The organism is Roseovarius sp. THAF8 (genome assembly GCF_009363735.1).
Taxonomy (GTDB): Bacteria; Pseudomonadota; Alphaproteobacteria; order Rhodobacterales; family Rhodobacteraceae; genus Roseovarius.
In genome coordinates this window covers 3,448,864-3,462,612 of record NZ_CP045410.1, presented here as the reverse complement: position 1 = coordinate 3,462,612, position 13,749 = coordinate 3,448,864, and the positions used below count along the sequence as shown (strand labels likewise).

Here is a 13,749-nt window from a genome sequence, read left to right as displayed (position 1 = left end):
AAAACAGGTCGAGGAGACCGGGCAGTGAAAATCCAATCCAAACGATGGGCGAAGTCCGTCGCGATATTGCTTGTTGTGAGCATGGTCGCGTCGTGTACCTTTCTTCCCCGCTCCGGGCCCAGCAAGCGTCAGATCTACTCCGGTTCGGTACAACGCTCCGGCGACGCCTTCGTGGTGTCGGTTAACGATCGCGTCACCCGGGCAACCGCCGTGCAACCGGCGCTCGGCTTCACCGAGGCCTTCAAGAACGCGGGCCTTGTCGGCTCCGACACGATCCGTCCCGGCGACACGCTTGGCCTGACGATCTGGGAAAACGTCGACGATGGTCTTCTGGCCGGAGAAGGCGCGAACCAGACCCTGCTGGAAGAGGTTCAGGTCGACGGTGCCGGCTTTATCTTCGTGCCCTACGCGGGCCGCATCCGCGCCGCCGGCAACACGCCCGAGGCAATCCGGCGCATCATCACATCCAAGCTCGACGAGCAGACCCCCGACCCGCAGGTCGAGGTGCGGCGCCTTGCCGGCGACGGCGCGACCGTGTCCCTGGTTGGCGCCGTTGGCGCCCAGGGCGTCTATCCGATCGAACGTCCGACCCGCACGCTGTCGACCATGCTTGCCGCCGCAGGCGGCGTCACCATCGAACCCGAGATCGCGCAGGTGACGGTGATCCGCGGCAACATGCGGTCCAAGGTCTGGTTCCAGGATCTCTTCCGCCACCCCGGGTTCGACATCGCCCTGCGCGGCGGCGACCGCGTGCTGGTCGAGGAAGACACCCGCGCCTTCACCGCGCTCGGCGCCACCGGCGGCCAGGCCCGCGTGCCTTTCCCGTCGCCCACCATCTCGGCGATCGAGGCCATCGCCCAGGTCGGCGGCCTTCAGGCCAACGCGGCCGACCCCACCGGCGTTTTCGTTCTGCGCAACGAACCGGCGGAAATCGCCAACCAGGTGCTCGGACGCAACGATCTTATCGGCGCACAACGGCTGGTCTACGTACTGGACCTCACCCAGCCCAACGGCATGTTCATGGCGCGCGACTTCGCCATCCGCGACGACGACACGCTCTACGTGACCGAAGCACCCTTCACCCAGTGGAGCAAGGTCATCGGCGCGCTCACCGGCACGCTTGGCGCGGTCGGATCCATCTCGACCGCAAGTGATACCCTCAGCGGAAACTGATGATCGAACAAACCCCTTCGGAACCCGCCGGGAGCGACGACGCCCGGCGGGTTTTCTATTTCAACGCCGGCTTTCTGCGTCAGAAACGTATTCGACGTATTCTCGACCTCGCCGGCCTTCCCCTGAACCTGGGCAAGCCGGGCCCCGAAGACCTTATCGCGGTCTGGGGCCGGTCCCCCTACGCCGCGCGGGGCGAGGCCATGGCGGCCCGGACGGGCGCCGGGCTGGTCCGCGTCGAGGATGCCTTTCTGCGATCCCTGCACCCCGGCCGCGCGGGCGAGCCGCCGCTGGGCCTTCTGATCGACCGCACGGGCGTGCATTTCGACAGCAGCGCGCCCTCGGATCTGGAAACACTTCTCGCCACGCATCCGCTTGACGACACCGCCCTGATGGACCGTGCCCGTGGCTGCATCGCCCGCATGGCCGAGGCGCACCTGAGCAAGTACACCGCCTTCGATCCTGCGGCGCCCTGTCCCGATCCGGGCTATGTGCTGGTGCTCGACCAGACCCGTGGCGACGCGTCGGTGACCCATGGCGGCGCCGACGCCAACACGTTTCGCGAAATGCTCTATCATGCAAAGGCGGACAATCCCGGCTGCCCGGTGCTGATCAAGACCCATCCCGAGACGGCTCAGGGTCATCGCGAAGGCTATTTCGGACCGGGCGATACCAGCGACCGCGTGACGCTCTTTTCCAGCGCGGTCAGCCCGTGGGCCTTGATGGAAGGCGCAGTAGCGGTCTACGCGGTGACCTCGCAACTTGGGTTCGAGGCGATCTTTGCCGGACACAAACCCCACGTTTTCGGCCAGCCATTCTATGCCGGTTGGGGCCTGACCGAGGACCGGCATCCACATGCCCTGCCCCGGCGTGGGCGCAATCTTTCCCGCGCTCAGCTCTTTGCCGCGGCAATGCTGCTCTATCCCGCGTGGTACGATCCGCATCGCGATCGCCTTTGCGAGCTGGAAGACGCGATTTCCATTCTCGAGGCCCGCACCAATGCGTGGCGGCAGGACCACGCCGGCTGGGTCGCCTCGGGGATGCGCCTGTGGAAACGCAAGCCGCTCCAGCAGATCTTCGGCGCGGAAAAACGCATGATCTTCAAGGATGATCCCGCCCGCGCCGCGAAGGTCGCCGCCGCAACCGGGCGAAGGCATATGTGCTGGGCCGGCAAGGCACCTGCCGATGCGCCAGTCGTTCGGGTCGAGGACGGCTTCCTGCGCTCGCGCGGCCTCGGTGCGGAACTGGTGCCTCCGCTGTCGCTCGTCTGCGACGATCTCGGGATCTACTATGATCCCACGCGCGAAAGCCGGCTTGAGCGCTGGATCGCCCGGCGCAGCACCTTGCGCCCCGATCAGGACCTGCGCGCAGAACGGCTGATCAATCACCTCGTTGCCCTGGGGCTGAGCAAGTACAATCTCGGGCTGTCCGTTCCGGACCTGCCCAAGGGACAACGCGTGCTCGTTCCAGGCCAGGTCGAGGACGATGCATCGATCCGCACCGGCGCTCACCAGGTCACCACCAACCTCGCCCTGCTGGAGGCCGCGCATGCCGCCTATCCCGACGCGATCCTGCTCTACAAGCCGCATCCCGACGTCGAGAGCGGTCTTCGCGACGGAACAGTTCCGCAAGCCGAACTGGAAAGGCTGGGTGCAGTCGTCCTGCCGCACACCGACCCCGCGGGGCTGCTGACGCAGGTCCAACGGGTTTTCACGATGACGTCGCTTCTGGGATTCGAGGCCCTGTTGCGAAACGTGCCCGTCACGACCACCGGCGCACCCTTTTACGCCGGTTGGGGCCTGACCAAGGATCTTGGGCAGGTCCCCGCCCGCCGCGCCGCGCGGCCCACGCTGAACGGCCTTGTGCATGCGGCGCTCATCGACTACCCGCGCTATTTCGACCCTGTCACCGGGCAACCCTGCCCTGTCGAGGTCGTCCTGGATCGCCTGGCCGCGGGCGATATCCCCCATCCCGGTCCGGCCAACCGACTGCTCTTCAAGCTGCAAGGCGTCTTTGCCTCTTACGCTGGGCTCTGGCGGTGACATTTCGCACCGGCGTCCCATATTGAGACCGACACAACAGAGGTAACGCCGCATGGACCGGAACAGCGATTTCACCCAGCGCGCCGTGGTGCACGCCGCAAGCGAAGACTGGGTGGCGTCCCCCATGCCCGGCGTCGATCGCCGTATTCTCGACCGCATCGGCGACGAAGTGGCCCGCGCCACCTCTATTGTCCGCTATGCCCCGGGCAGCGCGTTCTCGCCCCATATCCATACCGGCGGCGAGGAGTTTCTGGTTCTGGAGGGCGTCTTCTCTGACGAACACGGCGATTTTCCCGAAGGCAGCTATATCCGGAACCCGCCGGACTCATCGCACACTCCGGGATCCGAGCCGGGCTGCACCATTCTCGTGAAGCTGTGGCAGTTCGACCTTGCCGACCGGACGCACGTGCGTGTCGACACGAACAAGATGCGCTTTCTGCCCGATCGTGACGCTGTCGAGATCGCGCCGCTATTCTCTGACGGGCGCGAGGACGTCGCCATTGAACGCTGGGCGCCTGACGCGACCGTGTCGCTCGACGCGCCCAATGGTTTGGAGCTGCTGGTGCTCGACGGCGGTTTTGTCGAGGGCGACGAGACATTCGAGCGCCTCAGCTGGCTACGGCTGCCAAAGGGCGCATCGAGCAGCGCGGAGGTTGGCCCGACCGGCGCGCGCGTCTGGATCAAGCGGGACCATCTGCGCGAAACACCCGTCGGCCCCAAGACATAGCCTGCCCGGCTCGCGCCTCAGGCTTCTGACCCGGGCAACCACCGCGAGGTATCTTGGTCACTCGCCGTAGGGCACCCACACCGTTTTCACGTCGGTCGCCGCCTCCAGGAAGGCCCGGCAATCGGTCGGATCGTACCAATCCCGAGCGTGGCCGTTCGTCACCCATGTTCGTTTGAGATTTGCCGCGCTTTCGCGCTCGATGACCTCGGACAGATCGGCCGAGGCAAAACTCCATACCGCCTCGATATCCGCATGTCCGGCCATGTGCGGCGCAAGATCCGCAACCGGCCCGACCAGAACATTTGCCACGCCCGCCGGCACATCCGAGGTTTCCAGCACCTGCACAAATTCCATCGCGGCCATCGGGAACGGCTCGGAGGCCACGAGTACGGCGCGATTTCCCATAGCCATCGCAGCGCCCAGCACCGAGACGACCCCCAGAAGCGGCGCCTCGTCCGGGCAGAACGCCCCTATCACGCCGACAGGCTCTCTCAGGGCCAACGCCATGCCCCGTATCGGCACGTTCACGACCTCGCCGGCGAACTTGTCGGCCCAAGCGGCCCAGGTGAACAACCTGTCGACGCTTGCCTCGACCTCCGCCGCGCCGCCGCGACGGCCGGTCATGGCATTCAGCAGCCTGGCAAAGTCGTCCGAACGTGCTGACAGGTTCTCGGCCATGTAATAAAGGATCTGCGCCCGACCATGACCATTGGTCCGCGCCCATCCCGCCGCTGCGCGTGCCGCCTCCACCGCGTTGCGGACATCCTTGCGGTTTGCGACCGGCACCTGCCCCAGCGGCATGCCGGATTTGCCGTAGACGACGCGGGAGTATCCCCCGTCGGGCCGCGCCTGCTTGCCCCCGATATAGAGCTTCGGGGTCCGGTCCATGCCCTCGACCGCGCCGCTGCCCGTAAAGCCCGCTTCCGGGCGGAGCGTCTTCGGCTTGGCCGCAGGCCGGAGATAGGCGTCCAGCCCCGCCCAGCCGCCTTCACGTCCGAACCCGCTTTCCCGGACACCTCCGAAAGGCGCCGCGGCGTCGAACATGTTGGCCCCGTTCACCCAAATGACACCGGCCTCCAGCCTGGGCGCCACACCCAGCGCGAGGCTCAGGTTCTCGGACCAGACCGATGCCGCCAGACCGAAGCGCGTGTTGTTGGCAAGCGTCACGGCCTCATCGGGTGTTCTGAACGTGGTCGACACCAGGACCGGGCCAAAGATTTCGTCCTGCATCAGGCCGTCGGACGGCGCCAGCCCGGTGATCAGTGTCGGCGGAAAATACGCGCCCTCCTCAGGCATTTCCACCACCGGCGAGAAACGTTCACCCGCCCCGCTGCGATCCAGCATTTCCCGCACGCGCGCGACCTGCACCGGGTCGACCATCGCGCCCACGTCGATGCACTTGTCGAGCGGGTTGCCCACCCGCAGCTTGCCCATACGCTCCCGAAGCCGCGCATGGAAATCCTCCGCAATCCCCTCCTGCACCAGCAGGCGCGAGCCCGCGCAACAGACCTGGCCGCCGTTGAACCAGATGGCATCGACAAGCCCTTCGATGGCGCTGTCGAGATCGGCATCGTCAAAGACGATGTAAGGACTCTTGCCGCCCAGCTCCAGCGTCAGCGCCTTGCCCTGACCGGCCGTCAGCTCGCGGATGCGGCGGCCCACGGCGGTGGACCCGGTGAACGCCACCTTGTCGACGTCGGTATGACCAACCACCATCTCGCCAACCGCGCCATCCCCGGTCACGATGTTGACCACCCCATCGGGCAGCCCCGCCTGCCTGCATATATCCGCGAACAGCAAAGCTGTCAGGGATGTCCACTCGGCCGGTTTCAGAACTACGGTATTGCCAGCCGCCAGCGCCGGTGCCACCTTCCAGGCCAGCATCAGCAAGGGGAAATTCCACGGGATAACTTGCCCGCAAACCCCATGCGCGCGCATTGTGGGCCGCTCTGCATCCATCAACTGCGCCAAACCGGCGTGATGATAGAAATGCCGGTGCACGAGAGGGATGTCGATGTCCCGGCTTTCGCGGATCGGCTTGCCATTGTCCAAGGTCTCGAGCACCGCGAAAAGCCGCGCGTTCTTCTGCACCAGCCGTGCCAGCGCGTAGAGGTACCTGGCTCGCCCCGGCCCACCCAGTCCTTCCCACCTGCGTTGCGCCTTGCGCGCCGCGGCCACCGCGTCGTCCACGTCTTGTGCAGTTGCCCGCGTCAGGGTCGCCAGCACCTCGCCATTGGCAGGGTTGCGCGCTTCGAACCCTTCTCCGGGCGCGGTGAAATCACCGCCGATGAAATGCCCGAAGCGATCCCCCTGATCCACCAGCCATGCATAGGCCTCGGCGGCGCTTTCCGGCGCCGGGCCGTATTCCATGCTATCGAAAATCTCTTTGACGCTCATCGTACCATCGTTCATCCAAGACCGTGCCGCCACCCTGCCGAGTACCGGCCTGTCACGTGATGCTCCAACTGCCGCTCGATATCGCCCAACAGGGACGAAGCTCCGAACCGGAAAAGGTCTGGCCGCAGCCACCGTTCCCCCAGTTCCTCCTTGATCATGGCGAGATACACCAGCGCGTCCTTCGCCTTGGAAATTCCTCCCGCGGGCTTGTAACCGACACGAAATCCGGTCGCCGCGTGGTAGGACCGGATCGCGCGCAGCATCACCAGTGTCACCGGCAGCGTCGCGTTCACGCTTTCCTTTCCGGTAGACGTCTTGATGAAATCCGCTCCCGCCATCATGCAGACCAGCGACGCGCGCGCGACGTTGCGCAGACTGCCCAGCTCTCCGGTTGCCAGAATGGCCTTCACATGGGCCGCCCCGCACGCGGCTCTGAAGCTGCGCATTTCCTGGTAGAGTGCCTGCCAGTCACCGTTCAGCACGTGCCGCCGCGAGATGACGATGTCGATTTCGTCGGCGCCTTCGGCAACACTCGCCTCGATCTCTGCCACCCGAAGGTGGAAGGGCGACAAACCCGCCGGAAAGCCCGTGGAGACCGCCGCCACCGGGATGCCGCTGCCCTCCAATGCCGCTTTCGCGGGCGCGATCATGTCGTGGTAGACACAGACCGCACCGACCGTCAGCCCTGACATGCCCAGCGCGTGCAACAGATCCTCCCGGACCGGCTGCCGGGCTTTGGCACACAGGCGCGAGACCCGTCCAATCGTGTCGTCGCCCGCCAGCGTGGTCAGATCAATGCAGCTGATCGCACGGCAAAGCCACGCCGCCTGATAGTCGTTCTTCACCGAGCGCCGACCCGAAAGCGTAGATGCCCGACGCTCGATGGCAGAGGTGTTGGCCCGCACGCCGGCAACGCGATCGAGGTCAAGCGGCATGCCCTCGTTGCGTGGCTCCGCCGCGATCGGCAAGTGCAGGGGCGCGGTGTCGGTCCGGGTCGTCATGGATACCGTGAAAGCAGGAAACTCACGGGTGAATCGTCGCACGCGCGTGGAACGATGGCAAGCTGAAGCCTGCCATGGGCCCTGCACGTTTTCTGCACGACTGGACGGTCACGCGCTGCACGTTCCCCCGATAGCCTGTCCGAGTGAACCGGACAGGCAAAAGGAGAGAAATATGTCTCGCGCCCTACTGATCGACCCCCTGCCCCGTCGCCGCAGACAAAGCCGGCGCAACGCGCTTTTATGCGCGCTCGGCCTTGCCATCCTGTCAGGTCTTGCCCTGTCCGGCGCGGCTTCGGACGGACCGGGGGCACGACAGGGCTTTTCCGCGCCCGATCAATCGCCTAGCTTCATGCCGGAAACGGTACGCCTGCGGACGCCTCAATGAGCCATATCCTGATTGTCGACGACGACCCGCAAATCCGCGATGTGCTGCGGATCGCGCTGAAGAAAGCCGGTCATGCGGTCACCGAAGCGGGTGACGGTGCCGAGGGGCTGGCCAAGGCCCGAAACGGCAAGGCCGACTTGATCGTGCTGGATATAGGCCTGCCCGAAATGGACGGTCTGGAACTGTGCCGCCGTTTGAGGGCCGAGCACCAGACGCCCGTGCTCTTCCTGACGGCACGTGACGAGGAAATCGACCGCGTGCTCGGCTTCGAACTTGGCGGCGACGACTACGTGACAAAGCCGTTTTCGCCGCGTGAACTGGTGGCCCGCATCCGTGCCATCCTGAAGCGCACGGAGTCGGGCCCGGTCCCCGACGCCGCTCAACTGCTCAGCCACGGCGGATTGCGCCTCGATCCAGGGCGGCATCTGTGCAACTTCGGCGCGCAGGCCATCGCGCTTACCGCGAGAGAGATGGAGCTTCTCGCGCATCTCATGGCCCGGCCCGATCATGTCGCGACCAAGGCGCAGCTCACCGACGCGGTCTACGGCCCGACTATCCATGTTTCCGACCGTACGCTCGACAGTCACCTGCGCAACCTCCGGGCCAAGCTGGCGGATGCCGGATGCAAGAATGCGATCGAAACGGTGCACGGTGTGGGCATCCGAATGGGCGCATGTCAGCCGGCATGAAGCGGCGCATTCGCCAGAAATGGCGCCCGCCGCTGTCGCTGGTGATCGGCGGCACCCTGTCGGCCGTTCTGGTTCTGCCGGTCATCGCGATCGGCTATTTCAAGGTCGCAGGCTTTATCCTTGGCTGGGGCGAGACAACGCTTCTGATCGGCACGCTGGCGGTGGTCGTCACGCTCCTGTTGGCGTTTCTCTTATGGCGCCTGGTTCTGCGGCCTGTCTATGCACTGACCGCCCACGCCAAGGCTGTGAAGGACGGGCGCGACGACGCGCCCTTGCCCGAGCATTTCGGAACGCCCGAACTGACGGCATTGGGGCAAGCAGTTCTGGACATGGGCAGCACGCTTCAGGACCGCGAGGCGGGCCTGAGGGCCTACACGAACCACGTCACGCACGAGCTGAAATCACCGCTGACCAGCCTGATCGGCGCGACCGAGCTTCTAGAAGAGGACATGGCCCAAGAGGATCGCGCGAAGCTTACCGAAACGATCCGTACGTCCGCGTTGAAGCTGCAGGTGCTTCTGGATGCGCTGCGTCGCCTGGCCTCTGCCCGCGATCCGATGGGACGCGGCCCGACGAGATTGTCACAGGCCATTGACGTCCTGGACACCAGCCTTTCGGTCGAGCTTCGGCACGATCGCGAGGTGCCACTGGACCGGCATGCACTACAGGCCATCTTGACGCATCTTGCGCAGAATGCGGCGGCACATGGCGCCCGAAGGCTGACTGTCGCGGGCACCGCCTCGGGGTTTACCGTGCAGGACGACGGACCAGGCATCGCGATGGGCAACCGGACCCGCATTTTCGAGCCGTTCTTCACCACCCGCCGGACGCAAGGCGGCACTGGCATGGGATTGGCGATCGTGCAGACGATGCTGCGCGCCGCGAAGGGCGACATCGCCTTGGCGCCGCAACAAAAGGGCGCGTGTTTCGAGATTACCTTCGAGTGATCGACCGGGCGCCAAAGCGTTTCGCCTTCAAGCTGAAGCAGCAGCCGAAGGCGACACGAATTAGTGCAGCGCGTCGTAATTCGCGCGTTCGCGCAAGACCAGAACCGCCGCACAACTCGATAATCGCGATATTCCTGGACGATCCGACAGATATTTCTGGTTCGGCTCGTCGCGCGCCAACGCGGCGCGGCGCAGGGTCATGATCCGGGCGCGCGGGCTGTTCAGAAACAACTCCTGCGTGATGACTTTCTCGTAAGGGCTGTCAAGGCGGGTCACCCCGTAAAACCCCCCTGTCAACGCAAACAACGTCACCGCACATGCGCCCGTTTCCTTGGGGCACGCGGTGCGGCAAAGGTCGGCAATGGGGCGTGTCGACAGATCTCTCAACACCCATTCTTCCACGGGCTGCCGCCATCGGTTTCGTGCGGACACGTCGCCAAAGCCGAACCCCAGCGCCAGGAATTGCGCCATGCCCAACGTCTCGGGGTCGTCGGCACTGATCACTTGCTCGCCGAGCCCGATCATGTGGCGCAACGCTGCCATTCCGTCCGCTTGCGGTTCGGGGATGTCGGCCAGAAAGGCCAGGTAGGGTCGCATCTCGGGCAGGATCGTTCGGCTTGCCAAAAGCTTTTCACGCATTGTCCGCGAACCGTAAAGCGCGGCAATCCGAGTTGGGTACTCCGTCGCCTGGCGCTCACCAGCTTGCCAAAGGGCGAAATGCGTCTGTAACTGCAGAAAGGGTTTTCGCGATCGCAGGAACATTTCGGCCAGTCGGTTGCCGCGCTTGGCCTCGACTGCAAGCCAGCTACGCCCGAAACGCGATTTGTCGGACATGTCTCGAAACAGCGCACGCCGCTCCTGCGGTGCAAGCCCCATGCGGTAGGGCGACGGTCCGCGATCCATGGTTTCTATCCGGGCGAGCAAGATGCGGGCATCCGCATGCCCCTCTTGCGCCAGTTCCGCAAGTCTCGGCAGACTGCCGGAATCGTCGCCGGACAGCCAAAGTGCCACGGTCTCGTCGAAGACCGCCTGCGCCGTGGCCGCGCCGGCGCAAAGCCAGCCTGCCAGAATTGCCCCGCACAGTCCCCTGATCATTGCCGGCCCCTCCTCTGCCGGATCGTCGTCAAGACTCTAGAACCCCGGGCGGGGACCTTGCAATCCAGACATGCAAAACATCCGATCCAAGCGCCCGCTGTTCGACAAGATCGAACCGCTGCGCACCATCAAGCCGGTCGAGGCCCAGCGCCCCGATGCCGGGCAGACCTTCCGCTCCCATGGCAAAACCGGCCGTGATGCCGGCCATCCGGTCCACCAGACCGTCGGCCAGCAGCGATGCCGCCAAGGCACTGCCTCCCTCGCAGAAAATCCTTGTCAGGCCGCGCTTTCCCAGTTCCTCCATGACCGACGTCATGTCCAACTGTCGCCCCGACAGACCGCAAGGCACCATCTCGGCACCCAGTCCGCGCCACGCCTCTATCAGATTTGCGTCTGCGTCCGGGCCGTGGCACATCCAGACTGGCACCTGTGACGCCGTGCGGGCCAATGTCGACATCAAAGGCACGTCCAGCCTGCGCGAGACGACCACGCGGATTGGCTGGTGTTCGACACCCAGGTCCCGCACCGTGAGCGATGGATCGTCCGCACGGGCCGTGCCCGCCCCGACCATGACAGCATCGTGTCGCGACCGCGCGGAATGGACCCATCGGCGCGCGCTTGCCCCGGTGATCCATTGACTGTGGCCGCTTGCGGTCGCGATGCGACCGTCGAACGAGGTGGCCAGCTTTAGTGTCACTTCCGGGCGCCCCCGGGTCATCCGGCTTAGAAAGCCCCCCAGGTCATAGCGCGCCTCGGTGTCGCAAGACCCGATCTCGACCTTGATTCCGGCTGCGCGCAGCGCTGCGAAACCGCGCCCGGACACACGCGGGTCAGGATCTCCAATGGCCACGACGACCCTCTGAATCCCGGCCGCGATGATGGCGTCGGCACAGGGTGGGGTCCGCCCGTGATGCGCGCAGGGTTCCAGGCTGACATAGGCGGTTGCACCGCGCGCCGCCGTGCCCGCCTGATCCAACGCAACGCGCTCTGCATGGGGACGCCCGCCAAGCCCTGTATTGCCGCGCCCGACGATTCTGCCGTCCTTGACGACAACGCAACCCACGGCCGGATTGGGCCACGTTCGCCCCAATCCGCGACGTCCGAGACCGAGTGCCAGCCTTAGATAGCGGATGTCCGCCGCGCTCACGACTCGCCGGGCTCTTCCACCACGCCGGGCCGCAACTCGCTCACGAACTTGTCGAAATCGTCCGCGGCCTGGAAGTTCTTGTAGACGCTGGCAAAGCGCACATATGCCACCGTGTCGATCCGGGCCAGGCTTTCCATGACGATCTCGCCCACTGTCTTGGAGGGAATATCGGTCTCGCCCAGGGACTCCAGTCGCCGGACGATGCCGGAAATCATCTGTTCTACCCGCTCCGGCTCGACGGGTCGTTTCTGCAACGCGATCCGGATCGAACGTTCCAGCTTGTCGCGGTCGAAATCCTCGCGCCGGCCGTTGGTCTTCACCACCACAAGGTCGCGCAGCTGTACACGTTCATAGGTGGTGAACCGCCCGCCACAAGCCGGGCAAAATCGCCGCCGCCGGATCGAAACATGATCCTCTGCAGGGCGTGAATCCTTCACTTGGGTGTCGATATTTCCGCAAAACGGGCAGCGCATCGGCCGGTCCCCTTTTCTTCTCTGCCTCTGTCGGTCATGGGTCTGCAGCCCAGTTATCCACAGCCACTATAGGACAGCCGCAAAGTTTTGGGTAGAGGGCATTTGCAGCCGCAACATCAAGCGTTATTTCTTTTGCATACTGCTGCGACAAAGAGCTTTTAGAACGCGATGCTGCTGCATACGTTGTCGCGGTAGAGCACACTCAATCACTGATCGAGAAGGATTTTCATGACCCGCAGGACCCTCTTCATCACCGGCGCCTCGACAGGCATCGGCGCCGAAACCGCCCGCAAGGCCGTCGTCGCGGGCTGGAATGTCGCGCTCTTTGCGCGCAGCAAGGACAAACTCGACGCCCTCGCAGACAAGCTTGGCACGGATCACGCTCTTGCGCTGCCCGGCGATGTCACCGATTTCGAGGAATTGAAAGCCGCCGTCGACGCCGCCGCCGATCATTTCGGTGGCCTCAATGCGGTGTTCGCCAATGCCGGTCGCGGCCTTGACACGGCCGGCGTCGAAAATGGTGACCCGGACGAGTGGCGCGTCATGCTCGATCTCAACATCAACGGGCTGCTCTACACCGTCAAGGCCGCCTATCCGCACCTGAAAAAAGCGAAGGGGCACGCGATCCTGACCGGCTCGGTCGCCGGCAAGATCAACCTGCCCGGCTCGATCTACGGCGCGTCCAAGTGGTTCGTGCAGGGCTTTGGCGGCAATCTCAGCGAGGAGATGCGTGAATGGGGCGGTCGCTGCACGGTCATCTGCCCCGGCATGGTCGACACGCCCTTCTTCGACGAGGCCAAGCCCGACAAGCTGAAGCCCGAGGATATCGCCGATGCCGTGGTCTATGCCATTCAGCAGCCCGACCGCGCGGATGTGCGCGAGATGGTGATCATGCCCACCGGCTGAGTTTCAGCACAGGTGCGCCGCCACGTTACGGGTGTGCGGCGCATCGCGATGCTCGAAGACGTAGATGCCTTGCCACGTGCCCAGTGCGAGCCGACCCGCGCCAACCGGAATCGACAGGCTCACCGGCATCATCGCCGCCTTGATATGCGCGGGCATGTCATCGGGTCCTTCATTGGTATGGTTCAGGTACGCCATGGCCGGATCATTTGTCGGCGGCACCAGTCGCGCGAAGTAGTTGCGCAAGTCGGTCTGCACCTCCGGGTCGGCATTTTCCTGGATCAGAAGGCTGGCGGACGTGTGACGGATGAAGAGCGTCAAAAGCCCGCTCTGCACGCCTTGGTCCGCCACCCAGTCGGTCACGTCCGGGGTGAATTCGTAAAGGCCTTGACCCCGCGTCTCGATCGTAAACGCTCTTTGCATGTCTGCGGTATACCCGTGTCAGCCGAATTCCGCCAGTGAGGCACGGTCAGGAACAAGGGTCGGGCCTGTCGCGTTTCTTTACTGGACGGAAAAGGAGGAACCAAATGTCTATCGGACGAGTAACCGAAATTTCCGCGACCTCGACAGAAAGCTTTGATGATGCCGTGAAGCAGGGCATCCAGCGCGCGTCCAAGACGCTGCGCAACATCGAGAGCGCTTGGGTCAAGGACTCGAAAGTCAGCGTATCAAATGGCAACATCTCGGAGTACCGGGTGAACCTCGCAGTGACGTTCCTTCTGGACGACTGAGACCATCATACGACCGCTCGACCCGATCGGGCGGGGTACGAA

General features: G+C 64.6%; 13 protein-coding genes. 7 read left to right on the top strand and 6 right to left on the bottom strand.

Features of this window, described 5'->3' with window-relative positions:
• The first annotated feature begins 24 nt into the window (after positions 1 to 24).
• The 3 genes from FIU85_RS16870 to FIU85_RS16860 are packed head-to-tail and all read left to right on the top strand — an operon-like array spanning position 25 to position 3,939.
• Positions 25 to 1,173: a polysaccharide biosynthesis/export family protein gene (locus FIU85_RS16870; protein WP_254701686.1), complete on the top strand. Its 1,149-nt coding sequence runs from the start codon at positions 25 to 27 to the stop codon at positions 1,171 to 1,173.
• A complete protein-coding gene (locus FIU85_RS16865) occupies positions 1,173 to 3,212 on the top strand; it encodes a capsular polysaccharide biosynthesis protein (RefSeq protein WP_152497713.1) in 2,040 nt (679 codons plus the stop codon). Before FIU85_RS16870 ends, FIU85_RS16865 begins: the two co-directional genes overlap by 1 nt.
• A 52-nt stretch (positions 3,213 to 3,264) precedes the next feature.
• On the top strand, positions 3,265 to 3,939 hold the full coding sequence (locus FIU85_RS16860) for a cupin domain-containing protein (RefSeq protein ID WP_152497712.1): 675 nt from the start codon (positions 3,265 to 3,267) through the stop codon (positions 3,937 to 3,939).
• A gap of 57 nt (positions 3,940 to 3,996) precedes the next feature.
• Here FIU85_RS16860 and FIU85_RS16855 read toward each other — a convergent pair whose 3' ends face one another.
• Positions 3,997 to 6,336: an aldehyde dehydrogenase family protein gene (locus FIU85_RS16855; protein ID WP_152497711.1), complete on the bottom strand. Its 2,340-nt coding sequence runs from the start codon at positions 6,334 to 6,336 to the stop codon at positions 3,997 to 3,999.
• Positions 6,337 to 6,347: 11 nt separating this feature from the next.
• Complete coding sequence (gene deoC, locus FIU85_RS16850) at positions 6,348 to 7,337, bottom strand: deoxyribose-phosphate aldolase (protein ID WP_152497710.1); 990 nt, start codon at positions 7,335 to 7,337, stop codon at positions 6,348 to 6,350.
• A 381-nt stretch (positions 7,338 to 7,718) separates the two neighbouring features.
• Here deoC and FIU85_RS16845 point away from each other — a divergent pair, with 381 nt between their 5' ends.
• Complete coding sequence (locus FIU85_RS16845) at positions 7,719 to 8,411, top strand: response regulator transcription factor (protein WP_152493235.1); 693 nt, start codon at positions 7,719 to 7,721, stop codon at positions 8,409 to 8,411.
• Positions 8,408 to 9,358: a sensor histidine kinase KdpD gene (locus tag FIU85_RS16840; RefSeq protein WP_152493236.1), complete on the top strand. Its 951-nt coding sequence runs from the start codon at positions 8,408 to 8,410 to the stop codon at positions 9,356 to 9,358. Before FIU85_RS16845 ends, FIU85_RS16840 begins: the two co-directional genes overlap by 4 nt.
• A gap of 60 nt (positions 9,359 to 9,418) precedes the next feature.
• Here FIU85_RS16840 and FIU85_RS16835 read toward each other — a convergent pair whose 3' ends face one another.
• The 3 genes from FIU85_RS16835 to nrdR are packed head-to-tail and all read right to left on the bottom strand — an operon-like array spanning position 9,419 to position 12,073.
• Entirely contained in the window at positions 9,419 to 10,453 is a 1,035-nt protein-coding gene (locus FIU85_RS16835) for a hypothetical protein (RefSeq protein ID WP_152497709.1), read from the bottom strand.
• Between the two features lie 28 nt (positions 10,454 to 10,481).
• Positions 10,482 to 11,600 carry a bifunctional diaminohydroxyphosphoribosylaminopyrimidine deaminase/5-amino-6-(5-phosphoribosylamino)uracil reductase RibD gene (gene ribD / locus FIU85_RS16830; protein WP_152497708.1) on the bottom strand — a complete coding sequence of 373 codons (1,119 nt, stop codon included), beginning with the start codon at positions 11,598 to 11,600 and terminating at the stop codon, positions 10,482 to 10,484.
• Positions 11,597 to 12,073 carry a transcriptional regulator NrdR gene (gene nrdR / locus FIU85_RS16825; protein ID WP_152493239.1) on the bottom strand — a complete coding sequence of 159 codons (477 nt, stop codon included), beginning with the start codon at positions 12,071 to 12,073 and terminating at the stop codon, positions 11,597 to 11,599. The genes ribD and nrdR overlap by 4 nt, the downstream gene beginning before the upstream one ends.
• Positions 12,074 to 12,301: 228 nt before the next feature.
• On the opposite strand from nrdR, the gene FIU85_RS16820 reads away from it, so the two are divergent.
• Positions 12,302 to 12,979 (top strand): SDR family oxidoreductase, encoded by a 678-nt coding sequence (locus FIU85_RS16820; RefSeq protein ID WP_152497707.1) that lies wholly within the window; start codon positions 12,302 to 12,304, stop codon positions 12,977 to 12,979.
• Between the two features lie 3 nt (positions 12,980 to 12,982).
• Here the strand turns inward: FIU85_RS16820 and FIU85_RS16815 are convergent, their stop codons facing one another.
• Positions 12,983 to 13,399, bottom strand: a complete 417-nt coding sequence (locus tag FIU85_RS16815) for a secondary thiamine-phosphate synthase enzyme YjbQ (RefSeq protein ID WP_152497706.1) — start codon at positions 13,397 to 13,399, stop codon at positions 12,983 to 12,985.
• A gap of 104 nt (positions 13,400 to 13,503) precedes the next feature.
• Between FIU85_RS16815 and FIU85_RS16810 the strand changes: the two genes are divergently transcribed.
• Entirely contained in the window at positions 13,504 to 13,707 is a 204-nt protein-coding gene (locus FIU85_RS16810) for a dodecin family protein (RefSeq protein ID WP_152497705.1), read from the top strand.
• Positions 13,708 to 13,749 lie beyond the last annotated feature (42 nt).